Genomic DNA, 25,654 nt, shown 5'->3' with positions numbered 1-25,654 from the left:
ATTTTACGGCCTATTTTAGGCCGTGAACGACCATATCGTTGCGATGGATCATGACCACACGGATTTCATGGCCCAACATATCTTCAATCTCGGCCGTCTTCTTACCGATAATTTGTGCAGCTTCATCAGCATTATAACCGACAACCCCACGGGCAATCTCGACACCTGTTACGTCTTGTACTTCCACCAGATCACCCCGACGAAAATTGCCCTCAATAGCTTTGACACCGGCAGGCAACAGTGACTTTCCTGCCCGAAGCGCCCGTGCAGCCCCCTCATCGACTATCACACTGCCGGATGGCTCAAGATGACCGGATATCCATGTCTTCCATGCATTGACAGGTTTGTTGCTCGGCGCAAAAAAACTGGCGCGTTCGCCCTTATCAATGGCCGCCAGCGGATTAAGCCGCGCACCCGACGTGATAATCATCGCAGTACCGGCTGCATTGGCAATCTTACCGGCATCCAGCTTGGTACGCATTCCACCACGTGAAAGCTCGGAAGCGGCAGCACCCGCCATCTGCTCGATTTCAGGGGTGATCGCATCAATATGGGGAAGGAATTTTGCATCGGGATCTAGATGTGGTGGCGCTGTATATAGCCCGTCAATGTCGGAAAGTAGAACCAATAGATCGGCATTCATCATCGTGGCAACCCGCGCTGCCAAGCGGTCATTATCACCAAAGCGGATTTCAGCAGTGGCCACAGTATCATTTTCATTGATAACCGGCACAGCACCAAAACCAAGTAATGTATTCATAGTGAAACGAGCATTGAGATAACGACGGCGGTCTTCAGTATCATAAAAAGTCAGCAATATCTGGCCGGTACGGATATTATGGGCGCTCAAAGCATCACCATAAGCCTTTGCAAGCTCGATCTGTCCGACTGCAGCACAAGCCTGACTTTCTTCCAATTTCAGCGTACCTGACGGCAGTTTCAACAGGGTGCGCCCCAAAGCGATCGAACCGGACGAGACAAGAAGAATATCGACACCATGTTGACGCAAGGCTGCCACATCAGCGACCAGACTTCTAAGCCAATCGGCTTTCAGACCGCTATTACGATCTACAAGAAGAGCCGAGCCGATCTTGATAACAATACGTTTATAGGTTTTCAGCTTTGCTAATGCTGCGGCCATCATCAATCCTCGATATTTTCACCCGCTTCACTGCGACGTGCATCCTCAATAACCTTTGCCACAGCACGCAGCACATCTTCCAGCCCTTCGCGACTGACGGCAGAAAACATCATGACCGGCTTGCCAACGGCTTTTTCCAGAGCCTTTTGTTTTTTCTTACGTTCCTTATCATCCAGCGTGTCAATCTGACTTAACGCGACAATTTCTGTTTTATCCAGCAAGCCATGACCATAAGCATCCAATTCACCACGTACCGTCTTATAGGCTTTGGCAACATTTTCCTCCTGGGCAGAAACCAGATGCAAGAGGACACGATTACGCTCCACATGTCCCAAAAACCGGTCTCCGATACCGACCCCTTCATGCGCACCTTCAATCAGTCCCGGAATATCGGCCAATACAAATTCACGCGCATCAATGCGTGCAACGCCTAGATTAGGATGCAATGTAGTGAAAGGATAACCGGCAATTTTCGGCTTGGCAGCCGTCACCGATGCCAAAAAAGTCGATTTACCGGCATTGGGCAATCCGACAAGACCGCCATCGGCAATCAGTTTTAATCGTAACCACAATGTACGCTCTTCACCTTCAAGACCGGGATTGGCACGGCGTGGCGCACGATTGGTCGATGTCGTAAAATGCAGATTACCAAAACCGCCATTGCCGCCTTTGGCAAGACGATAGCGCTGGCCTTTTTCCGTCAAATCGCAAATCAGCGTTTCATTATCTTCATCAAAAACCTGCGTCCCGCTCGGCACTTTTAAAACCACATCGGCACCCTTGGCGCCGGTGCGATTACGGCCCATGCCATGCATACCAGTCTTGGCCTTGAAATGCTGTTGATAGCGATAATCGATCAGCGTGTTGAGACCGTCAACAACCTCGACCCAGACATCACCACCGCGTCCACCATCGCCACCATCCGGCCCGCCGAACTCAAGAAATTTCTCACGCCTAAATGAAACCGCACCCGCCCCACCATCACCGGAACGTATATAAATTTTTGCCTGATCGAGAAATTTCATTTATAGTCTCTTTATATCTATTTTGTCCTTCCATATAGTAAAGTCGCCAAAAGCGCCACTGCAACATGACAAGAATTGTACATTCCCTCAAAGCATCTATCATTATTATTGCTCTTATGATTGGCGTACTCAATCCGGCAATGGCAGAAAAAGCCGAAACATGGCTGAACGTGACTTATAATCCCGACACAGAAAAATATGAGCCGGACACATGGTATTGGTTCGGTGTTTCACTTGAACATATAGATTATAGCGACTATCTCTTGGGCAATGCCGATTTTGAAAAAGATATCTATACACTCGTCTTTCCAACGGATCGATATGGATCATCTTATCGCTTTATCGATGATCAGGAATTGCTCAAACAATATCGCCAAGAAATCAAGCTCAATCACTACGCTTTTGCAGAAGGTCGTGCCCCGATATTTTATGACAGCCCTTTTGCCCTGATCCACCTTTATCGCAATGGCAAGCTGATCCGCAGTATATTATATGGCGACGAGACGGAACTCGTCATACCGCCCGCTATCAGGAAAGCTGCGCATCATAGCGATATACGGGCTGGCATTAGTAACTCGAACGATCTTTTCACTGAGCGATATGAAAAAGGCCTTTATAAAAACACCAATGAAGAACACGGCAAAGAGACTGCGGCACCACAACCTGACAAAGAGCCCCGCCGTTACCGGCTCTATGTCCAGTTTCCCGTAGTGATAACGCATAAAAACAGCCTGTCAAACGAAGAAAGCACGCTGGAGCAGTTGCGGAAACACATGCAGCAAAAAATGGTTGAAAATGGTGCTGGCGCTTTCAACTTCATTTATATGGAAAAAAAACTTTACGACCAGACCTTTCAATATAATGGCTCTTTTCATAATAGCAAAAGGCCGCGACTATCCTTCCGCTATGCCAGCTATTATTCCCGGTCTATTCCATTCCTATCAGACGATTATCGTGCAACGACCTTCGGGCTTCTCATGGAAGGCGACCGACAAAGCTATGAGGCGTTTCAGAAAATCGACATTACCGATTGGGTGAAAAGCCCTGTGCCCTATCGTGATCTGATGAATGAGGCGCAACGGATTATTTATAATAATGCGTTGCAGCAGTTAAAGTCCAAAGGCATTAGGGACAGTGTCAATTATGCGACATTCTTCTATCCCTTGTTTGACGATGAAGCCACATTTGCCGCACCCTTTCAAGCCGCAAACATCTTTGAAGGATCAATACAAAGCTATTCGATCAATGAAGGGGAAAAGGATGCCATTCACGTCTCGGATTGAAAATCCAATGTGATCTGATAAACACCTTTAATAACCTTTTCCATATTATCATAATTCAGCGTATCCCATGTATCACGGTTGGCCTTGTGATAATTGGAATTTCGATAAAAGGCAGTGTCTGTCACCATCAGTGCCGGATAGCCTTCTTTCCAATACTCACGATGATCAGAATAGTCGATGCCCTGCATCTTATTCGGCGCATTCAAGGATTCTACACGCAAACCGGAAACCTTGCGCATTAAATCTCGAGCTTTTTCAGTGACCGCAACATTATCCATATTGCTGATAACGGCAATGAAATTTCCTTTATCACCATAAAGCTTTTCCATGCCCTTGATAGGATAACGCTGCGAACCGGCTTTGTCTGAATAATAACCGATCATCTCAAGCGAGATCATCAAGTCAACTCCAACACCTTGCTTTTTGATCATTCTGGCATGCTGGCTGCTTCCCATATGATTGGTACCAAATGCCTGTTCTTCCAATGTATATGCAACAAGAACAATAGGGCGTTTTGGCGGATTTTGAGAAAGCATCCGTGCTAATTCCAGCAAACCGGCTACCCCACTGGCATTATCATCTGCACCATGAGTTTTGTCAAAACTATCATAATGCGCACCAATAATAAGTTGCCGCCCCTCTTCTGGTCCAAAACGAGCAATCAGATTGCGATAGGGTTTACCTTTATAATCGAAGACCTGTTCCTCAACACGCGATGAGTATTTTGTTAAAAAGCTTTGGATGTAATTGGCAGCAGCATCAAGTTTTTCATGATTGTCTGCATTACGCGGATGAAAAGCAACAGACAGCGCTTTTACATGTTCCTTCATCGGTACCGGGGCAATAGCATCAGATGATGCATAGGTTGGAATAGCCAGTATCCCTATCATCATGCCCATGCTAAAAAGACGCAAAACAATACACTGCAAACTTTGAAACATCCCAAACCACCTGCCGTAAAAAACTTATAATGTCTCTAATATAGCAAATAATAAAATAATAAGCTCCCCACAAATCATTAAATAAAAAACGGGAGCTCTTGCCCCCGTTTTCTTCTTCATTCTTCCTGTTGCGCAGCAGCTGCAGCACGTTTGGCCTCTTTCTTTTTACGCCACGGAGCATTAACCTGCCAGTCACCAGCCATAATGCAGCCATAGGGCAGCACCTCATCTACCACTTCGCCAAGACCGTAATGACTGATCTGGCGACGTACCGATGCAGCATTTTTATAGGCACTTGGCAGCTCCGAAACATCGATAACACCTGAAAAAAAACGGGCATCAATATGTGCAGTTTCAGAGGTAAAAATCTCGGCATCCGTAAATCCTGCCAAATTACGCTTATGCTGGGTACGCGAAAGATTACGACCTGCTCCATGCGGTGCAAAGCCAAGTCCGTGCGCAGCATTGCTCCCTCTCAAAACCAATACCGGCTCACCCATATTCATCGGTACCAGTGTAAGACCCGAAGCATCATCAGCCCAACCATCAAAAGCCGGCGTTGCGCCCTTGGCATGATAAAATAACCCGTCAGAACGACGAAACACAAAGTTATGTTCATTCCAAAAACGGTCTTTTACCTTCACACCAAGCCTTTCTGCTGTCATATCATGAATGGCAAAATGGTTGCCTTTCGTCCACTCTCGCACAATCTGCAAAGCTGCCCAATAATGGTCACCGTCTTCTGTGTCAGCTGGAATCCAAGCATTTTGTGGCAAGGTTTCAGGTGAAAGTTCACGACGATAACGCTCAGCCAACTTCATACCACGATCATAAAGACGTGCACCGGGTGCCCGCGATCCATGATGGGTTACAAGCGCCGTTTCACCAGTCGACTTCAAGATGCCGATAAACGCAAAATGATTGCCGTCACCCTGTGTGGCAAAGTGCTCGATAGCCAGACTGGTAAAATTTTTCAGAAACGGATTGGCTTCAAAAGCTTCCATCACATGGGCTGCCGGTCTGATTTGTCCACCGCGCGCACGTCCGCCACCACCAAAATGCGTACTGGCATGAACCGCATCCAAAGCTTCTGCAGGGTCAACAGCACCCAAAACAGAAATCGCCATTGAGCAGCAAATATCAGCAGAATGCATACCCGGATGAATAGCCTCGGAAACGGCAACACCACCAACAGGAATCGTGCCAACCGAACCTGTCGGACAGGCATCAGGCATAATCGCACCGGATTTAACAACCGGAGTACGCAATAATTGACGCATACAATCTGTTACAAAAGCCACATTCTTTTCTTCGATATTATTTTCAGCGTCAATATTGATATAGAGTGGTTTTGTATCGACGCCATCCAAAAGAATAGTTGGCGGCGGCGCAAAGCCCAGCGCACATGTCAACGCCTCATCAAAGCTCCGACCTTGTTCCAACAAGGCATTTCCCGCAACCAAAGCAGGACCAAACCATTTACCTTGCTGTTTTCCGGCATTGATCAGATCCTGACCACTTAAAACTGGCTTTTCAAAAAAAGCTGACATTTTTCTTTTCCTTATACTTGTTTTATCGAAGCACTTGCTTCACTAGAAAGAAAAGCAAAAAGCGTGCCAACTTTTAAAAATAAAATTAAATAATATTATATATAATTGATTTTATTGGATAATAAAAAATAAATCTTCCTTCAGGCTTTAATATCTCTTTCTTAAAGAACAATGTTATTGTATACATAAGTATCGTAATTTATAATTTTGGATAAACACCATGCATAGACGCGTTGCCTTTTCCATTCTTGGCACGACACTTGATGTTGGCCAGCAGGACAACCGTTGGAGCCGCTGGCGACCGACAGTGGCACTATGCCAGCAAGATGGACTGTTTATCGACCGGCTGGAATTATTACATAACACCCACAGCCAAAAATTAGCGGCATGCATCACCGCAGATATCGCCACGGTCTCACCGGCGACGGAAGTACGACAACATCTTATCAACATGGACAATCCATGGGATTTTGCTGAAGTCTATGCGCAATTGCATGATTTTGCCCGCGCCTATAACTTTGATCCCGATCGGGAGGATTACCTTGTCAATATCACAACAGGCACCCATGTCGCGCAAATCTGTTGGTTCCTATTAACCGAAGCGCGTACAATTCCGGGACGCCTGCTGCAACTTTCACCGCCAAGAGCGCGCAACCCCACCAAAGATATCCGCGGCAGCCATTCCATTATCGATCTGGACCTTTCAATCTATGACAGTATCGCCACACGTTTCGCCGAGGAAAAGCGTGTAGCAACCTCTTTTCTAAAGTCCGGCATCGAAACACGTAATCCTGCTTTCAACCAGCTTATCGACAGAATAGAAAAAGTCGCAATCCGATCAAAAGCACCGGTCTTGCTTTCCGGCGCAACAGGCGCTGGCAAGACGCAGCTTGCACGACGTATTTATGAGCTGAAAAAGAAAGAACGACAAATCAGCGGTGATTTTATTGAAGTCAATTGCGCCACATTGCGTGGCGATCATGCCATGTCTACACTTTTTGGCCATGTCAAAGGCGCTTTTACCGGCGCACAATCGGCACGTAGCGGACTGATGAAAAACGCTGATCAAGGCATGCTGTTTCTTGATGAAATTGGCGAGCTTGGTCTTGATGAACAGGCCATGGTTTTACGCGCATTAGAGGAAAAGCAATTCCTGCCGCTTGGTGCGGATAAGGAAGAGACAGCCGACTTTCTGCTGATTGCCGGTACAAACCGTAATCTTTACGAGGCTGTCACAAAAGGGGCATTCCGCGAAGATCTATTGGCACGCCTTAATTTGTGGAACTTCAAACTACCCTCATTAAGCAAACGACGCGAAGATATTGAACCCAATATCGAGTATGAACTCAGAAAATATAGCGAAAAAGAAGGGCGCACAATTACCTTTAACGCCGAAGCGCGTCACCATTACCTCAACTTTGCCCTGAGCGATGAGGCATTATGGCGTGGCAATTTTCGTGATCTTTCCGCCTCATTGATGCGGATGGCCACATTAAGCAGTAATGGCCGTATCAATCTGGATATTGTCAATGAAGAAATTTCAACTTTGTGTTCTATCTGGCATGGTGGCAGTCTTGAAGCAATACCGCTGGCATTATGCCGCAAAGTTCTTGGTAGCCGCATGGAGGAGTATGACCAATTCGAATTGGTGCAGCTCGACTACGTCCTCAATATCTGCGTAAAATCGCCATCAATTTCGGAGGCCGGACGGCGCATATTCAAAGTTTCCCGCCTTTCTAAAAAAAGTAGTAATGATGCCGATCGTCTGCGCAAATATCTCAGCCGTTTTGATCTTCGTTTTGATGATCTGAGCGACGCCCCTTGAAGTCACGGGCCAAAAGATAGAGCTCGACCGATTCAGAACGGCTTGCCGGCGGCTTGACATGATGGACCGACTTGAAGTGCTGCTTCAAGGTGGTAAGCAACTGGTTTTCCGCCCCCCCCTGAAATGTCTTGGCAAGAAAATGTCCGCCCGGCTTTAACACCGAAATAGCAAAATCAGCTGCAACCTCACATAAATAGATGGTGCGGATATGATCGGTCTGACGGTGACCCGTTGTCGGCGCTGCCATATCGGAAATGACGAGATCAGGTTTGACGCCCAAGGCTTCCATCAATTTATCCGGCGCATCATCATCAAGAAAATCCATCTCCAGCATGATAACACCTGGCAGTGGATCCACATGCAAATAATCAATACCCACAACAGAAGGATACGCATCGGTTGAACCGACAATGGCCGCAGCAACCTGCGACCAGCCACCGGGAGCAGCTCCCAAATCAATAATCTTCTGTCCCTTTTTCAAAAGATTATATTTATCGTTGATCTCGATCAACTTATAGGCCGCACGTGAACGATAACCGTCAATTTTCGACTGATGCACATAAGGATCATTCAAATGGCGCTCAAGCCAACGCCGAGAAGAAGCCTTGATCGTACCGGCTTTCTTTTTAACCCGTGTGTGCAGTGTATGCGAACCTTTGCCTCCACGCCCGCCTGTTGTTGTTTTCGTCGGCTTTTTCATAGGCGTTCTCTTTCGTTGCGATTATCGCTCTGCTTCTGTTTATCCCGTTGCCTTTCGCCATATAACGAGCGGCGACGCTTGCGCCACACACCATCGCGAGACATCAACTCTGTCAATATACCTTCACGCAGACCGCGATCGGCCACACGCAAACGTTCAGACGGCCAGACCTCACGGATTGCTTCCAAAATAGCGCAGCCAGCCAAAACAAGATCTGCTCTTTCCCGTCCAATACATGGATTGGCCATACGTTGCTCCAAATTCCACGACAAGAGGCGTTCCGTCATGCGTGTGACATCACCCGACTGCAACCAGACCCCGTCAATACGGCGACGATCATAACGCTCGAGATCAAGATGCAAACCTGCAAGCGTTGTAACAGTACCTGATGTACCCAAGAGATGAAAATGTGGACTTTCCACCAGCTTACCCAATTTATAACGGTCGGCAAAATTATCAAGCAACGACCGTACATAAGCTTTCATCTTTTCAAAGTCATCATTGGAAACATCTTCGCCGCCAAACTTTTCAGCCAACGATACAACCCCAACCGGCAATGAAGTCCACGCGGTTATATGTTCAGCCAAACGCGAAGACCTTTTAGCAGAAATATCGATCAAAGCTATTTCGGAAGAACCACCGCCAATATCAAAAAGAACAATAGCGTCTGTATGACGCTCAACCAAAGTACCACAACCTGACACTGCCAAACGGGCCTCGGTTTCCCGGTCAACAACTTCCAATTTCAAGCCCGTCTCACGATAGACACGATCAATAAATGCAGCACCATTTTTTGCCGAACGGCAAGCTTCTGTAGCAATCAGCCGCTTACTCTTGATATTTTTTTGCGCTAGCTTTGCAGCACAGACCTTCAAGGCCTCAACAGCACGATCCATGGCATCATCGCTCAACCGACCAGAAGTCGACAACCCCTCACCCAGACGGACAATTCGTGAAAAGGCGTCAACCACACGAAAAAAACCCGGTTTTGTCGGCGTTGCGATAAGCAGACGACAATTATTAGTGCCCAAATCAAGCGCGGCATAAAGCGGACCATTTGAACCATGATACAAATGCTGCGCGGCATGATTTGCACGAGAGGCATGACCAACTACATCATGTTTTTTTAAATGGCCATTGTCCAACTGAGCTATTTTAAGTTTGGAATCAGCACCGTCACCTCCCTGCCTTGCAGGTTGGGATTGCAAGAAAAAGGGTTTTTTACGCCGACGACGACGTTTCTTTCGCAAGGGGACCTTGTTGTCTTGCGTTGACTCTGCAGTGTGGATAGCAGCACCATCCGCGACGTCGTCCTGCATGACTGGCGCCGTACGATGTCCCTTTTTTTTACGTCGCCGTGCTCTTTTCTTTTTTTCTGCCGGACGCGAGCCAATATAGGCAAATTGTGCCACATCCAGAGGCACAACCGTTTCAGATGACGAGCCGGAAGTAGAATGATCGGCCTTGGCATCTGAACCATGATCAGAAGAAGCTATTGCCGCCTTTCCGATCTCCGCATCCCGCCCCGCCCTTTTCGGGCTGCCATTCAACGGGTCCATTTTTTGTCCTTCAGGACAGTGACAAACCGCAACCGGTCTCTGCCTGTGTCATAATCATACAGCCATCAAATAAAACCGGTTGCCTGTTTCACTCTGGCCGCTCGTGCCGCATAAGCGCTTTTGCGCGCAGACACTTTTCAGTTGTACTTAATGTAACAGCCTATTTATAATTTACCAATAGGGCGGATAAAAAACTTCTGACCTAAAATGACAATCCAGACACTATGAATAACAGAGACTTAAAAAATAACTTATATAGGCTATATCCTATCAGAGAGTGATCAGTATTTGAAATTTTTCCATATGGTAGCTAAATTCAGGCTCTAATCAAGACAACGATTTCCAATCATCAATAATGAAAGCACAACACGTGAACGTATATAGCATTCTAGAAAAACTGATATCCTTCAACTCCGTCTGCGGGCATGATAATAGTGGGATTGTCGAGTGGATCCAGCGATATCTTGAAGATATCGGCTTGAATGTAACTGTTATAACTGGCCCTGAAGGCAATCGATCCAATATATTCGCGACGCTTGGCCCCAAAGAAAATGCAGGAATTATCCTTTCTGGTCATATGGATGTGGTACCCGCTAATGAACTGGAATGGGAAAGCGATCCATTCCAACTCCGAAGCCAAAATAATAGCTATTTTGGCCGTGGCACCAGTGACATGAAAGGCTTTCTGGCGTGTGTTCTAGCGGTCCTGCCAGATATAGCGAAGAAAAAGCTGAACAAACCTATTCATGTCGCCTTTTCCTATGATGAGGAACTGGGATGCCGCGGTGTCCCCCATATGATTGCACAACTACAACAACTTGCTGCCAAACCCATGGGCTGCATTGTCGGAGAACCCAGCAATCTGCAACCCATTCGCGGACACAAAGGCAAAGCCGCTATAAAAATAGAAATTCATGGTCAAAGTGGACACTCCTCCCGACCTGATCTGGGCAAAAATGCTATTCATGCAATGTCGGATATTCTCAATAAAGCCATTGAAATAGGGGCCGAACTAACCAAAGGTCCCTTTGACGAAACCTTTTCTCCTCCCTATTCATCTCTTCAAATTGGGACGGTAAGCGGCGGCCAAGCCGTCAACATTATTCCCGATTATTGTTCGGCCGAGCTGGAGATACGTACGATTTCAGGTGTTCTTCCACTCGTCGTACTCGAAGCGTTGCATAATTATATCGAAAAAATACGTCACAAAGGATTTACAGTTAACTGGACCGTGATGAGCGAATATCCAGCCCTCTCGCTGGCGATTGATTCACCTCTCAACGCTCTGGTTGAAAAAATCTCCGGCAAGCCCTCGTTAGATGCGGTCAGCTATGGAACAGAAGCTGGCCTTTTCCAGCAAGCCGGCATTGATTCCATTATATGCGGGCCAGGAGACATATCGCGAGCACACAAGCCTAATGAATATATTACCCAGAACGAGTTGGACAACTGCTGCCAAATGTTACGACAATTGGGGGAAGGTATGGCCATATGACTTTTGTTTTTAATTCAGACATCAAAAGAGGTGAAATTTTTCGCAGACAATTCCTGACTGTTGAAACGATCCTCTCCCAGCCAAAAATCGAATAACCATCTACTGTAATGCACCACTAGCGAGAAAATGAAGTTTTAAAATATTTGAACTTGCTCATGGCATGAAAATATTACGCCATGAGCAAGAGAAAAATTTATTCTGACAATACGGTTTTGAGACCGTTTCTTATTTTAAGTCTGCACGATATTTTTTAACAGTATCAATTTTTACTTGAGGTGAATGGTTGCCCCAAGAACTTCTAATAAAGTTCAGCAAATCAACCATGTCCTGATCGCTTAAAGGCTCTTTAAAGCTTGGCATCGGAAGAGCTGTTTTATTTATACCGTAATAGGCTGAACCTTGTAAAACAATATTGACGAGAGAGTCTGCATTTTTACTTTGTACAACTGAATTACCTGCAAGAGCAGGCACAAAGTTGGCGTAACCGGCACCATCAGCTCTATGGCATGCTGCACAGTAATCTGCATAAAGCTTACTGCCGGTACTGCTATTTAGATCGGTCAAAAGTGTAGCTTGTGTTTTGTTATCATAAACAAAAGATGTCTCTTTTTGATCCGTACTGCTTAAAGTTTTCAGATAGACCGCAACAGCATTCACATCATCATCTGTTAAATATTGAAAACTATTGGCGATTACTTCCTGCATCGGACCAAAAACAACTCTTTTTTCATTGTGTCCGGTTTTAAGAATTTTAAAAAGTTCTTCTTGGCTGACATTACCTAAACCGGTTCTAACATTGCCTCTCAAGCTGACTGGAAAATAACCATCTACAATCATACCACCTGAAAGAAACTTTGAACTTTGATCGTCATGATACGCTTTTTCCTGCATGAAAAGATTACGTGGTGTATGACATGTCCCACAATGGCCCAGACCTTCAACAATATATGCGCCTCTTTTCACTAAGGCATCCTGAGTTAAAGGGGCCATGCCACCTTCCGGCAATTGTGCATTACTGCGTGCATCTTGAACATTTTGGGAGAAAAACAAACGCCACGCATTCACACCCCACCCAGCTGATATACCACTAATTGGTTTATCATCTTGTTCAACAGGTTTAACCTTTTTCATAAAATACGCATAAAGTGCGGTCACATCATCGTCGCTAATAGAAGCAAATGACGTGTACGGCATCGCAGGATAAAGTGCACGGCCATCTTTAGAAACACCATAACGCACCGCATTATCAAAATCTTGCAAACTATATGCACCAATACCTGTTTTTGCATCCGGTGTAATATTGCTGCTATAAATATAACCGACAACCGTATGAGAGTTAATGGCCAAGCCACCTGCATATGGCTGTGCATCTTTGCTCTTGTCTGTGTGACAAGAAACACAGTCTCCCATAGTTGCAAGATACTCACCACGCTCGACCATAGCAGGCGTTAACGCGGCATTATTATCCAATTGAGAAAGTTTGCCATGATAAACAGTAAAAAAGATTGCCACCACTGCAAATAAGACAACCAATGTAACAACAGTAATCAATAATTTTTTCATAATTTATCCTACAAAATCTCGTTATTAAGAACTAAAAAATTTAAATCACTCTGATCCAAATTAAGATAATCGTTCATTGTAATATATTTTGGCATCATTTGACTGCCTCCTACGCGCCCAAAATGGCTGATCTGACCAAAGCGATTGCGCCTGATAGTAGAAATCTTTATGTGAAATATAATCTTGCCAAAGCTTGTGTTGCTGTTCATCATAACGATGGATAAATTGGTTATCCTGATCCCAAGATATCTCACCTTCAACATTGTCTGACAAAGCATAATAAATCATGTGACCAGCAAAACTCGCTGTCATCATAGCTTTTTCAATACCTTGCGAGGATAAAGCATCATAAGCTTGCGCGGCATCACCAACCGCCATCCAGTTTTTTCCACAAAACTGGTCTGATTTTTGGCTGCAGGCCGGGCTACCTTTGATTGTGTGAATGGGCAAATAGGCTTTTTCTTTAATAAAACGCCCTATATGACTTGTACCCTGCTCTAGCAATTCAAGGAAACCATCATTATCAGATGCCTTAACAGCCTGAGGCAAATCTTTATCGCTAAATAACATGACCAGACGCTTTGCATCATCACCATCACTATTAGGCAACCGGTTACTATACCACCAGCCAAAAGGGGAGGCTTCAATGCGCGTAAAACTATCATCATCGTTTTGTGACGATGAAAACCATTGCGCATAAGCAAACATATCCTTGTCATTGTCGATATGGCTTGTTCCGATATTCATCGCTTTCGCAACAATTGCCTTCCTGCCAGAACAGTCAACAAGATAACGGGCATGACAGATTTGTATTTTATCTTGGGACACCAATTCAATTTGCCAATGGAAGTCTTGTTCCGAGACAGCACGACAACCTTGAAAACGAAAACCTTTTATAAAAGTAGCTCCCGCTTCAACTGCTTTTTGGCGAAAAATCTCATCAAAAGCCAAACGCTCAACACAAAGTCCAAAACCCGTTTGAGTAAAGAAAAAATCCGATACATCAGACTCTTCTTTCCCCCAAATGGAAATGTTTCCCATTGAACGTTTGAAAACATTTTGATATTTCTCTTCCAAATCATCTCCCCAATAATGCTTTAATAAAGTAACAGCACTTGGCGCCAGAGACTCACCCAATTTGAATGCAACAGAACCTGCTCTTTCCTCGACAAGCAAAACACTTAAACCAAATCTGGACAATGTGATTGCCGTGGCAGCCCCTGCAGGACCTGCACCGATAATCACCGAATCCCAAATTTTGGTTTTCATGTCTTGCTCAACAAATGGCACAGCTTATTTCTCACTCTTCTTTGAAGGATCATCCAGAATAGGATTACGCTCAAACTCGGCAAAAATAGTATCGCCATTATTTTTTATGTATTCACCTTTTTCATCTTTAACAGGCAAGATCATACCCAAATGAGGCCAAGCATAAACCATCTGGTTGTAGCCATCCGTATTTGAAAGCGGGGTACCACTTTCATCATAACCGCGGAACCATTCTTTATAAGCTTTGATCTGATTTGTACTATCAAACTCAAACACAATATCCGGACGCTGTGCCGGCCACCATGCTTGGTTACATGACCAAAAATCACCTTGCCATGGGCTAGACATGAAAGCAGCCAACGCCCCCGGCTCAACCGTATCATTGACACGGAAAGCCTCAGCAAAAAATTCTGCATAAATAATCAAATATGGGAACTCGATACCGGGGTGAAAACCACCGCCAACCGTTGGTTGAACAGCTGAACTATCCAAGGCCAAAGGTTGCTCTGACAATGGCAATTTATCCAGAGGAACAGCCTGTGACAATTCACCAACTTCAAAGTTACCTTCTGCCCATTCTTTCATATGGTTAAGCTGCCAAGTCGTTAAACTTAAAAATTCATCTGGTAAATGATTACCCAGCTGCTTATTTTGCAATGGTTTACCACCAGTACCCCAAAGACGCGGCATTAAAAATTGCTGTTCTTTGCGCTGAAATTCTTCATTTTTCCAACTGGTTGGACGTTGTGGTGGCGGTGGCATCAATGAATCCACCAAACGCCCGCGATTGCCTGGCGCATGACGCATCAAATTATAGACAAATTGTCTTTTATCTTTACTTTTATCTGATGTATCTGTGAAGGCTGCTATTAATTGTGGATTCAGCAGATTGCCCGGCTGTGTTGGGCCATGAGCGGCACCTTTTGTTTGAGAAATCGTGCCGGAAGCTTCTAATCCGGTCCAGCCCGAAGCAACTGCATTCGCAAAAATTGGATAAATATCGCGATAGAAGTTAGTTTTTTTCTTAGCATTCGGATAAGATTCCGGAAACGCCTCATAAACGCGATCGAGAATAGATACGACATGATACATATAGGGCGAGAACTTCGGTGGCGCAGTTACAATCCAAGCCCCATTGTGAGGGTTTCTTTTACCTTCATCTGCCAATGCCGTGACATCATTACGTGTACTTAAGACCGTACCATCGTGGAGCTCAACAGTTACGTCAATTTCGCCGCCGCAAGTATCATCCCACCAACCTGGAACATTAAAATATGCAAACTGGTTAGTAAGTGGATTTTTACCGTCTTCCGCACCATTAGGCGGATTGATTGTCTCACTTGGGTTAGAAAGTAAAACTCTCGGCGTTGTCACACTGTCACTTTTTCCCGGTGCTGCAACAAACAGCAAGCGCCCTTGATCATCAAGACGAAGCTGGCCCAGCTCAATATCTTTTGCAGCCTTATACGTCACATCAACTTCTTGACTGACATCTTTTGGTGTAAAGCCTTCAAAACGTAAAGCACCCGGCAATTTTACCGTACCAATGCCATCGAAAACATCACCCTTCATAACAACTGGCCCATTATCACCTGTTGCTATATGGCAAACGCCTGCATCAATAATAAGTTTGTCACGTTCATTTGGTTTTTTATCGGGTTGAACGGTTGGATTGCGCAATTTATCCGGATCAAACAAATATGCCCCTTGGAAAGCATAATTTGCCGCCTTCATATTACGCACATGCACACGCCAACGCATGGATTTAACTAAATCCGAATCTAAAGAAAGCTCTTTTACAACTTCACCGTCTGCATTATAGGCATAAACGCGATAACGTTGGGCTTGCCTTTTTAAAGCACCCTTCGCATCCCGATATGTACCACCGTCCGGGCCCGGGCCATTTTTACCGCCCGGATTCACAACCGACCCCGGAGATTCCGGCCCTATATAAAATTCATCACTATTGCCTAAACGGGCAATACCTATTCCGGGATGAATACGAATTCTACTAATTTCATTAGGCACAACCTGCCTCCTAAATTACAAATATCGGAACATTGATTTAAAAATTAAAATTAACGAAAGATTCCAATGTATTAACGAAAATATTAATTTTAAACACCTTCATTATACATTCACAGAAAACGAACCTAATCCTTCATTATTCAAAGATGATTTTAAAATTTTCCACTCGACCAAATCCGTTGAAGACACAATATATTGATTGTCGAAATGTTGGATTTTTGCATAAGTGACGCCTTGCGAGACACCATGTGCCTGCAAAGAGAACCCACCTCCAAAACCAGCTTTAATCGCATTTTCAAGAGAACGCTCGGCTTCTGTTTTTACACCCGACGTCCTTTTTTCTGACAATAAACTTTTGGCAACAGAAGGTGTTGTCGCATTCAATAAAACAAACGCAGAGGCGCCTGCACAGCCTATTAAAAAGTGTCTACGAAACATGTCTTTGCCCCCTAACGTTGCCATAAATATACGGCTTCAAACCAAGTAAAAACCAAAATAAACACAGACATAATATATTATATATTTATACTGACAAATATTTTTACGCCCAATTCTTTCATTATTACGTGATGTCACTTTTAATTGAATGCATCCCGTTTAATTGAGAATATCCTCAAAACGACCCGTTTTAAAAAGATGTAGATCATCGACATATGGTGGCGATGAGAAAAGGTGATAACGAGAATCCTCCACCGTGCAATGTGCAAAAGATAACCAAAAGAAGAAAATCACCGATTGATTTTTCGAGGTGTCGTTAAACTAAATCTAACTTATCTGAAAGGTGCAAACCAGTCATGCTTTATGCAATAGCTAAATCGTATCACTCATGTCCCACATCAACGCCTTTGAGACAAAATTGGGTTAATTGATAAGAGAGGATTTCCGCCTCAAAGGCGTTGATGTGGGACGGCACATTCCTGCGCAGCTATGGCCTCAACCGTATCATATTGACAAGCCAGATTACCTTGTCTGCAACCACCAACAAATTATGGGGCTGAACATTATCAGGAAAACAACAAAACAATTTTGCCATAAAGATGACATTGAATTTATCTATAATAATGAATTATAGATTTAGCTTATACAAATGGCCCGTAAGCCATTGATTTCAATGAAGCTACCGGTTCTACAAATTTAAGACTTGCATAAAAAAAAGAATCTGGTAGAAACCACGGAAAATCCGGCATCTATGCGGGTTATGCTGGGGAATAGTTTAATGGTAGAACTGCGGACTCTGACTCCGTCAGTCTTGGTTCGAATCCAGGTTCCCCAGCCATTCTATCTCATTGAAAAATTTATAAAAATAACACCAGATGCAATCTGAATATTTTGAGTTAGACCCTTTCTATAAAGGGTTAGACAACTTTTGTTTTGCGTCTATTCACTTCTGCCTCAAAATTCTCAACAACACCCGTCAGTTTTTTACCCTATTTACACGTCTTGAATAATATTACGCTATAGCCAATGTCTTTTGACCAAGCATATCAATTCTCAACTTTAAAATAATTTGAGACATTTTAGGTTTTAAAATACGATTAAAATTATTTTATCGAAGCATTGATATATAAAGATTGCGTCCTGTCTCTCCCGGCATTAAATATCAAAATAAAGCGCTTGTATGGCTTTATCTTTTCAAGGAACAAAATATGAAATTTTTAAAGTTTTTGTTCAAAGCAATTATTGTTTTGATGCTTGTCACCGCTATCGTTTGGGGCATTGATACTATTGGCTCATTGGGCCTGAGTGCGGTTATTCCTTTCGGCTATATATTACTGGCACTCCTTCTTGCGACTCTTTTTCTTTTGTTCCTTATCAATGCTTTTGCCTTTTTCTTCATCAAAGGCGACGAAAAGTTCAAAGCAATGAGCTGGCAGCCGCCTAAAGATTCCCAAAAATAGAACATTCTATAATTGCGGCGGTGTCTTATCCTTGATAATCGGAAAATTGATCTGATAATGCATGGATATCACGCGGATTGCCGTACAAGCAATAATTGCAAGCCAAACAGAAATACTCTGCGGCAAAAGTCCCACTGGCCCAAGAACCGCAATACAAGCACCAACCAATGCCGCGCTAGCATATATTTCCTTTGAAAAAATAATCGGCGAACGGCCTGCCAGCACATCACGTATACAACCACCTCCAACAGCAGAAAGCCCACCCATGACAATTGCAAGCTGGATAGAGGGAATAAAGTAATAAGCACGCTCGGCACCAAATGCGGCAAAAAAACCAAGACCGATTGCATCGAGCCAGCGGGTCGGTTTTTCCATTCGGATAATGGCAGACTGAAATACGATGCCGATAAAGACAGCGATTGCAACAGCAACCAGATATTCATGCCGTATGAGGCCAGCTGGCGGCGTTGCACCAATCACCACATCGCGCAACACACCGCCACCAACTGCGGTTACAAAAGCGAGCACAAAGACACCAAAAAAATCAAACCCCTTGCGGATACCAGCCGTTGTACCGGAAAGCGCGAATACAAAAGTACCCATCAAGTCAATAAAATTCAGAAGGCTCATATGGCCATCCTATCCTTATAAAACAAACATCAAAAACATTGTAACACAACGGACCAGATAACCCAGCGGTCTTGTTTCACGATCATTATCACGCATCACTCGCAAGCGCATATCACCACGAATATCTCCCTGTTTGGCTGCCTGCTGATACCAAAAACGCGCTTGTTTTTGATTACGAGGCCCAACCATGCCAAAATAATAAAAGTCCCCGAGCGACACCATTGCCTGTATCTGTCCGCTATCGGCCGCTTTTTGATACCAATAGAAAGCCTGCGCATAATCAGGTCCGACTTCATCACTTTTTTCATAAAGGTTAGCAAGATTGAACATGGCACCCGGCTCCCCCGCTTTGGCTGCATAAAGAAACCCTTCCAAGGCGCGCTTATGATCTTTAGGACCGGCTTTGCCATCACGATCCATAATAGCCAAATTATTAATGGCGGAAACCTCGCCTTGTTTCGCCGATAGGGTAAAATAATAACGGGCCTTATCGTAATCCTTATCAATGCCGCGACCCTCAAGATACATATTGGCTAGATTATTCTGTGCAATAGAAAAACCTTGCTCAACACCTTTTTTATAAAGGGCAATCGCTTTGAGATAATCACGCTCTACCCCATGTCCATCACGATACAGATCACCAAGATTGGTATAGCCATAAGGGTTGTTTTTAGCAGCGGATTTGGTAAACCATTCAAAAGCCTTGTCATAGTCAAGCGGCTGTCCCCATCCACGGGAATAGATAAAGCCGATATTGTTCATAGCATAGCTGTTACCTTTTTCAGCGGCTTTCAAGTACCAATGAAGTGCTTGATGATAATCCTGACTAACCCCCTGACCTTTTTCATACATATAGCCGATATTATTCATCGCACCAGCATTGCCAAGATCTGAAGCCTTTTTGAACCACTCCATTGCCATGGCATAATCGCGGGCAATCACAATACCCTCCCGATAAAGATTGCCGATCTCCTGCATGGCAATATCATTGCCTTTTTCAGCCGCTTTACTATACCACTCAACCGCCTTTTTGCCGTCAACCTTTACACCCAGACCATCGCGATAGAAATTCCCAAGCTGGCGCATTGAATTATCATCACCCAATCCGGCAGCACGTTCAAATAAAACACGGGCCTTACTATAATCACGCTCGACGCCATCACCGTCCATATGAAGCATGGCAAGATTGAACATGGCTGTTCTATTTTGAAGAGTAATAGCCTCCCGATACAGCGCAACAGCCTTCTCGATATTACGTGGTAGCCCTTCGCCCTTGGTGTAGATAAAAGCAAGATTATTCATCGCCTGTGCATGACCGAGATCACAAGCCTGCTGATACCAATATTCAGATTTTTTATAGTCTCTAGCTGCTCCTGAGCCATTGGCATAAATTAGCCCTAACTTGAATGCAGCTTCAGCCTTTTCGGCATTTGAATAGGCACGCCCCTGAGCAATTTCCTCATATAAGGGAAATGATTTTTTATATTGCCCTTCTTGCCAATAACTTTCGGCCTGCTGGAAAGCGGAGGGACTTTTTTGAACAGCTTCCAATATAGGAGCGGTATTTTCTGAAACCTGTGCGTGACCATAAGAAGCAGCAGCGACCAACGACAAAACAGCCAATAAGCCGGCCAGACATTTTGAAAAATAATTTGCCACCACAAAGACCCTATACGACTTGAAGATCAACGCTTCTTTTCAGATCTTTTATAGTACCAGACATAAATTTTGTCATAGATATAATTGAAAACAACAGAATAGGGTAGAAACAATGCAATCAGACCGACTTCAAGGAAAAAGGAGGCAGCAAAAGAGATATCAAGATAAACGGCGGCAACCGGTACGGTAAAGACCATCAAGCCCAACTCGAACAAGGTGGCATGAAGAAAACGGACTTTTGCTGTTCGAGTGAAAACAAAACGCTTTTGAATGCGATCAAAAAAGAAATTGAAAATCCCATTCCATGTTGTGGCAATAGCGGAAATCATAATAGCCAGCACCCCCATACTGACAAAGCCCTGCCTCATAACAAAAATCAGAAAAACCGATGTCAAAAGAATAGCTGTTATTTCAAAAAGAACAGCATGGAAAATACGCGCTACCAGCCCCCGACTGACCAAAAGTGCATCTGCGCCGCCAAGGCTTGCCATTTGGAATCCTCAATTCTTAAAAAAACAGTATCTGATAAAACCAGCATATCTGCCACGGAAACTACTGATAGAAAACAAAATAGCAATAAAAAAGATAATAGCAAAGGCAGCCTGCTCCATTGAAACTATGAAACATATTGCATCAATGCATTGGAAGCCTGTACGAAAAGCGGCAAACGCGCCATATCGGCTTCAAAATCGAGATCATCATGTCGCGCAAGCCACATTTGCGCCATGACCTCTGTCAAAGAGACAACAGCGCCGCTTACTACATCAAGGCACAAAAAATCCACTGTATCATCATCGTGAAGCGCCAATATATCATGCATGGAAAATAGCGCCCCGCGAATACAATATCCCTCACCTTGCGCTGGAACAATAATGAGCATCTGGCGGGTATTGATAATAGGAAAAGCTTTAACGTCTGTAGAAACAGTATGAATCATTTTCTTTCTCTCTTTAGCAGAAAAAAAGATATGATTTTATACCCTTTACACCAAGGTAATTGTTATCAATACCTACATTTTAAATATTCTCACCTGCAAGCGCAATGAAATGCACCGACAAGACAGAAGCGTGTGGAAAAACCATTTCCTTCATCGGGTTGAATTGTTCCAATACAAGCTCTGCAGCATTATGGCGCACAAAGCGCTTGATAAAGGCATGCGGAGGAGCATGTTCATCCATAACAATCTGGGCGACAACAAAGTCCCCTTTTTTGACGCGGCGCGTCGGATCAATGTAGGCAATTTCGCCATCGAAATAACGCGGCACCATCGATTCGCCACTGACAACAACGCCATAAGCACCCTTGACCGCCAACAATTGTGGCGGACATAAAACATCGAAAAGAATGTTGCCATTCATCTCGAACTCACCGTCAACACCGCCAACAGCCTGACCGAAAACCGGAATTTTCATTTTTTTGTCAAAATTGACCGGCCCGGCAATCCGACCATTAGCCACCGGTATAGATGCAACATCAGCAGCAGCAAAATAATCGAGTGTCACATTAAAAAGCTGCGCCAAAGCCGTCAAATTCTCTAATGAAGGGCGCGTCTGATTCAATTCCCACTGCGTGACAGAAACACGAGCCAGATTAAGCGCAGTCGCCACATCCTGCTGCGTCATTTTTTTTTCTTTCCGGATCAGCCGGATTCTCTCGCCCAAATCATCCATAAACCAACAGCATCCTATTTCTTGTTATTTATACCTACATTTTTGATTGACTCTTAATGTAGTTATAGCCTACATATATCCAATAATCATTTAAAAGTCAACAAACGAACAGAGGAATAAAATGTTGATAGAAAGCAAAGCGGGTTCAAAAGCAGAAAAAAGAAGAAAACGCGGACGTCCTAGACTAGCCGATGTCATGCGAGAGCCAAATGGCCGCCCGAGTCGACGCAAATTTTCCCAACGTAGACGAAGGGAAGAAACTGAACGGGAAACCAAAGAAGTCGTAATTGCTGCAAGGCTGCGTCATGGATTACCACCCGAATATGCCGGGCTTCAGGAAGCCGGATCGATTTTAGGACGCATGATGATCTGTTTTCCCGAACTTATCAAACGCCATCATTTCGAAGCTGGACAACGTATGGCGGAATGCTTTGCCCGTTATTATGCTTTAACCGGCATCCCCTATCCCTCACCACGCGCACATGACATTGTCAAAGCATCCATTCGGGCAGGCTGGGCGCCTTATGGTGGACAAGACCGTGAAACGGCCACAAAGAAAGCCACCAATGACGTTATGAAAATCGAACAAGCCATTGCCATGGCCGATGTTTCCGGCCGCGCTGTGACCATGGTTGTCAAACGGGTCTGCATCGAGGAACGTGCCGAACAAATGCAATATCCACATATGGTGGGTTATCTTGTCCGCGGGCTTGATGCACTGGTCGATCTGTTCGACATCGACCATCCCGACAAACCTTTTACTAAACCAAAGGCCATTTTGAATTCATGACAGGTTTTGACTTTTTCTAAATATATGTCACCTTTTCCACCATGGAAACACATCTCTAACAAATAAATTGTTATCCCTATCAAGGCAGCCCAAGGCTGCCTTTTTTATTTAACACACAATCTATTTTTCCTTTCAAATCACACAATTACCTGCAGACGAAATAAGGAGTCATGCCTATGATACGTGTACCCAAATATAAACGAGATGTATCGGCACGCGGTGCGTATAGCACCGATGTCCATGTGCAGGCCGACGCATCGCATTTTGGCGCAGGGGTGGGCAGTGGCTTGCAAAGCATGGCGCAAGGCATGGGCCAACTGGGTGCAGCCTTGACCGAACGCCAGAAACTGGAGGATATGACACAGGCACGCGAGGCGGAAGTCGACTATGCAAGTTTTGTACAAGAGCGCCTTTATGGTGAAAACGGGTATCTGCAATTGCAGGGCAAAGACGCCATTGATGCCCGCCCCCAATTTGAAGCCGACACAAAAACCATGCGCGAGGAAATCGGCAACCGCCTATCAAAAAGCGCACGCAGCTATTATCTGCAAAGTAGCGGCGAACGCTTTCTAGACGCGAATAAACAGGCTATCCTGCATTCCGGCAAAGCTATGAAAGAACAGGTACTGTCCTCATTTCAAAAACAGATCGACTTCCATGCACAGGAAGCAACCCTTTATAGCGGTGACATCAATGCAGTAGATGCCCGTATTGCCATGGGGCAAAAGAGTATTGCCGAACGGGGCGCCCTGACCGGACAAGACCAACAGACCATTGCCAACGAACAGAAACGCTATGCCGGCGATATCTATATGGGCATGGCCTATCAACAGGCCGAAGAAGACCCAATCGGCGCACAGGCATGGGTAGAAAGTCTGGGTGAAAGACTGGATGTCCAGCAGCGACGACAATTTGACAGGCAGATAGCGCCCAAGGTGTTTAACGCCAAAGTGCAAAATGCATCCGACACAATCATGAACGCCCTGCCGGCACCCGATTATACACTGCCGCATGCTGACAACGACCCGATGGTAACAGGCGCGGTTGCAGCCAGGCCCAGCCAGCGTCCGATCGATTACCAGACATTATTGGTAAACCATATGGGTATGACAGCAATCGACCCATCATCGGCACCGGCCAGTTTTATCCGCCATGCAGCGGGAGAAACGGTTGACCCTGCTGTAGCTCCATGGGCAACAAACGTAACACAAACCGTACTTGGCGAAGCAGAGATCGATGCCCACGGTATCAATAAGAATGCCAAGGCGTTCCTCAACTTTGCTCTTCCTGCCGATGAGCCAACCGTCGGCGACATTGTGATTGCAGGACAAAATGGCCAACCATCATCGCTCGGCTTTTATCAGGGTATGGATGAAGCGGGCAATATGCTGATCTATGGCAAGGCGAAAGACGGGGCTGTTGTCTCTGTGACCTTGCCCCTTAGATTATCCTCGTTATTAAGTTAGTTTGTTTTCTGTTTAGGAGACGAACGAGATGAAGAAGAGCCGGTTTAGCGAAGAGCAAATTATCGGGATATTGAAAGAGCATCAAAGTGGCATGACTGCGGTTGATTTATGCCGCCGCCATGGGATTAGTGATGCAACCTTTTATAAATGGCGTTCCAAATATGGTGGGATGGAAGTGTCGGATGCCAAGCGCTTAAAAGCGCTTGAAGATGAAAATTCCCGCTTGAAGAAGCTTCTGGCTGAAAGCGTTATGGATGTGGCGAGCTTGCGCGAGATGCTGTCAAAAAACTTTTAACGCCTGGTTCAAGGAGAAGTGCCGTGAACTGGGCGATTGAAGAGCGATCTTATTCGCAACGCCGTGCCTGTTATTTGGTTGGTATTGATCCGCGGGTTTACCGCTATCAATCCCACCGATCTGATGATGGTATTCTGCGCCAACGTCTGCGTGAACTATCGCAGGCACGTCACCGTTTTGGCTACCGCCGTTTGCATCTGCTGCTGCAACGTGAGGGGTTTATTGTCAATCATAAGAAGCTTTATCGTATTTATCGAGAAGAGGAGCTTAAGGTGCGCAAACGTGGCGGCCGAAAGCGTGCTTTGGGAACACGTTCACCAATGACCATTCCACAGGATGTCAATCAACGTTGGAGCCTCGACTTTGTCTCGGATGCTCTGATTGATGGTCGACGCTTCCGACTTTTGAATGTGATTGATGACTTCAACCGGCAATGTCTGACAATGATTATCGATTATTCCCTATCAGGCAAGCGTGTTGCGCGCGAACTTGACAGGCTTTGTGAATACCATGGAGCACCCAATATGATTGTCAGTGACAATGGCAGCGAGTTCACATCCAATGCTATGCTTGAATGGCAGGAAAAGCATAAAAATGTCGAATGGCATTACATTGCACCGGGAAAGCCAATGCAGAACGGTTTTATTGAAAGCTTCAATGGCAGGTTACGTGACGAATGCCTCAATGAGCATCTTTTTACTGGTTTGACATATGCACGCCACCTTATCGAAGAATGGAGGAATGACTACAACCATAAAAGACCACATACAAGCCTGAAGGGTTTAACCCCCATAGAATTTACTAAAATGCATAAAAAAGATCAAAATGTGAACATTGCTAACTTATAAATGGGGATAAGTTAGGGGC

General features: G+C 44.9%; 22 protein-coding genes and 1 tRNA gene. 8 read left to right on the top strand and 15 right to left on the bottom strand.

The genetic code is table 11. The features are described 5' to 3' along the window. Positions 1–10: 10 nt before the first annotated feature. The gene (gene proB / locus ACYZ97_RS01480; protein ID WP_473300600.1) at positions 11–1,141 is read right to left on the bottom strand and encodes a glutamate 5-kinase; all 1,131 of its coding nucleotides are present in this window, start codon (positions 1,139–1,141) and stop codon (positions 11–13) included. 2 nt (positions 1,142–1,143) lie between these two features. Beyond that, positions 1,144–2,166: a GTPase ObgE gene (gene obgE / locus ACYZ97_RS01475; protein ID WP_473299701.1), complete on the bottom strand. Its 1,023-nt coding sequence runs from the start codon at positions 2,164–2,166 to the stop codon at positions 1,144–1,146. A 65-nt stretch (positions 2,167–2,231) separates the two neighbouring features. Here obgE and ACYZ97_RS01470 point away from each other — a divergent pair, with 65 nt between their 5' ends. Then, positions 2,232–3,449: a hypothetical protein gene (locus ACYZ97_RS01470; protein WP_473299700.1), complete on the top strand. Its 1,218-nt coding sequence runs from the start codon at positions 2,232–2,234 to the stop codon at positions 3,447–3,449. Here ACYZ97_RS01470 and ACYZ97_RS01465 read toward each other — a convergent pair. Together ACYZ97_RS01465 and ACYZ97_RS01460 are read right to left on the bottom strand one after the other, a co-directional pair. Further along, entirely contained in the window at positions 3,434–4,390 is a 957-nt protein-coding gene (locus ACYZ97_RS01465) for a M28 family peptidase (RefSeq protein WP_473299698.1), read from the bottom strand. The genes ACYZ97_RS01470 and ACYZ97_RS01465 overlap by 16 nt on opposite strands. A gap of 116 nt (positions 4,391–4,506) precedes the next feature. Further along, complete coding sequence (locus ACYZ97_RS01460; protein WP_473299696.1) at positions 4,507–5,940, bottom strand: RtcB family protein; 1,434 nt, start codon at positions 5,938–5,940, stop codon at positions 4,507–4,509. Between the two features lie 220 nt (positions 5,941–6,160). On the opposite strand from ACYZ97_RS01460, the gene rtcR reads away from it, so the two are divergent. Beyond that, positions 6,161–7,765, top strand: a complete 1,605-nt coding sequence (gene rtcR / locus ACYZ97_RS01455; protein WP_473299694.1) for an RNA repair transcriptional activator RtcR — start codon at positions 6,161–6,163, stop codon at positions 7,763–7,765. Here rtcR and ACYZ97_RS01450 read toward each other — a convergent pair. After that, on the bottom strand, positions 7,719–8,465 hold the full coding sequence (locus ACYZ97_RS01450; RefSeq protein WP_473299693.1) for an RlmE family RNA methyltransferase: 747 nt from the start codon (positions 8,463–8,465) through the stop codon (positions 7,719–7,721). The genes rtcR and ACYZ97_RS01450 overlap by 47 nt on opposite strands. Continuing rightward, complete coding sequence (locus ACYZ97_RS01445; protein ID WP_473299691.1) at positions 8,462–10,024, bottom strand: Ppx/GppA phosphatase family protein; 1,563 nt, start codon at positions 10,022–10,024, stop codon at positions 8,462–8,464. The genes ACYZ97_RS01450 and ACYZ97_RS01445 overlap by 4 nt, the downstream gene beginning before the upstream one ends. Before the next feature lie 370 nt (positions 10,025–10,394). Between ACYZ97_RS01445 and argE the strand changes: the two genes are divergently transcribed. Beyond that, positions 10,395–11,519 carry an acetylornithine deacetylase gene (gene argE, locus ACYZ97_RS01440; RefSeq protein ID WP_473299689.1) on the top strand — a complete coding sequence of 375 codons (1,125 nt, stop codon included), beginning with the start codon at positions 10,395–10,397 and terminating at the stop codon, positions 11,517–11,519. Positions 11,520–11,744: 225 nt separating this feature from the next. Here argE and ACYZ97_RS01435 read toward each other — a convergent pair whose 3' ends face one another. The 4 genes from ACYZ97_RS01435 to ACYZ97_RS01420 all read right to left on the bottom strand — a co-directional run bounded on the left by ACYZ97_RS01435 (position 11,745) and on the right by ACYZ97_RS01420 (position 16,817). After that, positions 11,745–13,082 (bottom strand): c-type cytochrome, encoded by a 1,338-nt coding sequence (locus ACYZ97_RS01435; RefSeq protein ID WP_473299687.1) that lies wholly within the window; start codon positions 13,080–13,082, stop codon positions 11,745–11,747. Positions 13,083–13,142: 60 nt separating this feature from the next. Then, positions 13,143–14,351 (bottom strand): FAD-dependent monooxygenase, encoded by a 1,209-nt coding sequence (locus ACYZ97_RS01430; RefSeq protein WP_473299685.1) that lies wholly within the window; start codon positions 14,349–14,351, stop codon positions 13,143–13,145. A 24-nt stretch (positions 14,352–14,375) separates the two neighbouring features. After that, complete coding sequence (locus ACYZ97_RS01425; protein WP_473299684.1) at positions 14,376–16,379, bottom strand: LodA/GoxA family CTQ-dependent oxidase; 2,004 nt, start codon at positions 16,377–16,379, stop codon at positions 14,376–14,378. 102 nt (positions 16,380–16,481) lie between these two features. After that, positions 16,482–16,817, bottom strand: coding sequence for a twin-arginine translocation signal domain-containing protein (locus ACYZ97_RS01420; protein ID WP_473299682.1), 336 nt, complete (start codon positions 16,815–16,817; stop codon positions 16,482–16,484). A gap of 764 nt (positions 16,818–17,581) precedes the next feature. Between ACYZ97_RS01420 and ACYZ97_RS01415 the strand changes: the two genes are divergently transcribed. Together ACYZ97_RS01415 and ACYZ97_RS01410 are read left to right on the top strand one after the other, a co-directional pair. After that, positions 17,582–17,655: transfer RNA gene (locus ACYZ97_RS01415), tRNA-Gln, on the top strand. Between the two features lie 370 nt (positions 17,656–18,025). Continuing rightward, positions 18,026–18,277, top strand: coding sequence for a hypothetical protein (locus ACYZ97_RS01410; protein WP_473299681.1), 252 nt, complete (start codon positions 18,026–18,028; stop codon positions 18,275–18,277). Between the two features lie 6 nt (positions 18,278–18,283). Here the strand turns inward: ACYZ97_RS01410 and ACYZ97_RS01405 are convergent, their stop codons facing one another. The 5 genes from ACYZ97_RS01405 to ACYZ97_RS01385 all read right to left on the bottom strand — a co-directional run bounded on the left by ACYZ97_RS01405 (position 18,284) and on the right by ACYZ97_RS01385 (position 22,188). Next, positions 18,284–18,907 carry a trimeric intracellular cation channel family protein gene (locus tag ACYZ97_RS01405; RefSeq protein ID WP_473299679.1) on the bottom strand — a complete coding sequence of 208 codons (624 nt, stop codon included), beginning with the start codon at positions 18,905–18,907 and terminating at the stop codon, positions 18,284–18,286. Positions 18,908–18,922: 15 nt separating this feature from the next. Further along, complete coding sequence (locus ACYZ97_RS01400) at positions 18,923–20,566, bottom strand: tetratricopeptide repeat protein (RefSeq protein ID WP_473299677.1); 1,644 nt, start codon at positions 20,564–20,566, stop codon at positions 18,923–18,925. Between the two features lie 26 nt (positions 20,567–20,592). Beyond that, complete coding sequence (locus tag ACYZ97_RS01395) at positions 20,593–21,057, bottom strand: PACE efflux transporter (protein WP_473299675.1); 465 nt, start codon at positions 21,055–21,057, stop codon at positions 20,593–20,595. A 125-nt stretch (positions 21,058–21,182) separates the two neighbouring features. Continuing rightward, positions 21,183–21,503: a hypothetical protein gene (locus ACYZ97_RS01390; protein ID WP_473299673.1), complete on the bottom strand. Its 321-nt coding sequence runs from the start codon at positions 21,501–21,503 to the stop codon at positions 21,183–21,185. Between the two features lie 79 nt (positions 21,504–21,582). Further along, complete coding sequence (locus tag ACYZ97_RS01385; protein ID WP_473299671.1) at positions 21,583–22,188, bottom strand: XRE family transcriptional regulator; 606 nt, start codon at positions 22,186–22,188, stop codon at positions 21,583–21,585. Between the two features lie 169 nt (positions 22,189–22,357). Between ACYZ97_RS01385 and ACYZ97_RS01380 the strand changes: the two genes are divergently transcribed. The 3 genes from ACYZ97_RS01380 to ACYZ97_RS01370 all read left to right on the top strand — a co-directional run bounded on the left by ACYZ97_RS01380 (position 22,358) and on the right by ACYZ97_RS01370 (position 25,635). Beyond that, complete coding sequence (locus ACYZ97_RS01380; protein ID WP_473299669.1) at positions 22,358–23,026, top strand: hypothetical protein; 669 nt, start codon at positions 22,358–22,360, stop codon at positions 23,024–23,026. Between the two features lie 176 nt (positions 23,027–23,202). After that, complete coding sequence (locus tag ACYZ97_RS01375) at positions 23,203–24,492, top strand: hypothetical protein (RefSeq protein WP_473299668.1); 1,290 nt, start codon at positions 23,203–23,205, stop codon at positions 24,490–24,492. A gap of 28 nt (positions 24,493–24,520) precedes the next feature. After that, positions 24,521–25,635, top strand: a protein-coding gene (locus tag ACYZ97_RS01370; RefSeq protein ID WP_473299666.1) for an IS3 family transposase whose coding sequence is annotated in 2 segments (ribosomal slippage) — positions 24,521–24,773 and positions 24,773–25,635 — 1,116 coding nt in all. Because the reading frame shifts where the segments join, the coding sequence is not laid out codon by codon here. Positions 25,636–25,654: the final 19 nt, after the last annotated feature.

This window comes from Bartonella sp. bp_1 (assembly GCF_055808085.1).
Note: the sequence above shows the minus strand (reverse complement) of the source record. Positions and strands in the feature narration are given on the sequence as shown.

Coding starts and splice junctions, on each gene's coding strand:
- proB (WP_473300600.1), bottom strand. CDS start 1,141: ATGGCCGCAGCATTAGCAAAGCTGAAAACCTATAAACGTATTGTTATC.
- obgE (WP_473299701.1), bottom strand. CDS start 2,166: ATGAAATTTCTCGATCAGGCAAAAATTTATATACGTTCCGGTGATGGT.
- ACYZ97_RS01470 (WP_473299700.1), top strand. CDS start 2,232: ATGACAAGAATTGTACATTCCCTCAAAGCATCTATCATTATTATTGCT.
- ACYZ97_RS01465 (WP_473299698.1), bottom strand. CDS start 4,390: ATGTTTCAAAGTTTGCAGTGTATTGTTTTGCGTCTTTTTAGCATGGGC.
- ACYZ97_RS01460 (WP_473299696.1), bottom strand. CDS start 5,940: ATGTCAGCTTTTTTTGAAAAGCCAGTTTTAAGTGGTCAGGATCTGATC.
- rtcR (WP_473299694.1), top strand. CDS start 6,161: ATGCATAGACGCGTTGCCTTTTCCATTCTTGGCACGACACTTGATGTT.
- ACYZ97_RS01450 (WP_473299693.1), bottom strand. CDS start 8,465: ATGAAAAAGCCGACGAAAACAACAACAGGCGGGCGTGGAGGCAAAGGT.
- ACYZ97_RS01445 (WP_473299691.1), bottom strand. CDS start 10,024: ATGGACCCGTTGAATGGCAGCCCGAAAAGGGCGGGGCGGGATGCGGAG.
- ACYZ97_RS01435 (WP_473299687.1), bottom strand. CDS start 13,082: ATGAAAAAATTATTGATTACTGTTGTTACATTGGTTGTCTTATTTGCA.
- ACYZ97_RS01430 (WP_473299685.1), bottom strand. CDS start 14,351: ATGAAAACCAAAATTTGGGATTCGGTGATTATCGGTGCAGGTCCTGCA.
- ACYZ97_RS01420 (WP_473299682.1), bottom strand. CDS start 16,817: ATGTTTCGTAGACACTTTTTAATAGGCTGTGCAGGCGCCTCTGCGTTT.
- ACYZ97_RS01410 (WP_473299681.1), top strand. CDS start 18,026: ATGAAATTTTTAAAGTTTTTGTTCAAAGCAATTATTGTTTTGATGCTT.
- ACYZ97_RS01405 (WP_473299679.1), bottom strand. CDS start 18,907: ATGAGCCTTCTGAATTTTATTGACTTGATGGGTACTTTTGTATTCGCG.
- ACYZ97_RS01395 (WP_473299675.1), bottom strand. CDS start 21,057: ATGGCAAGCCTTGGCGGCGCAGATGCACTTTTGGTCAGTCGGGGGCTG.
- ACYZ97_RS01390 (WP_473299673.1), bottom strand. CDS start 21,503: ATGATTCATACTGTTTCTACAGACGTTAAAGCTTTTCCTATTATCAAT.
- ACYZ97_RS01385 (WP_473299671.1), bottom strand. CDS start 22,188: ATGACGCAGCAGGATGTGGCGACTGCGCTTAATCTGGCTCGTGTTTCT.
- ACYZ97_RS01380 (WP_473299669.1), top strand. CDS start 22,358: ATGTTGATAGAAAGCAAAGCGGGTTCAAAAGCAGAAAAAAGAAGAAAA.
- ACYZ97_RS01375 (WP_473299668.1), top strand. CDS start 23,203: ATGATACGTGTACCCAAATATAAACGAGATGTATCGGCACGCGGTGCG.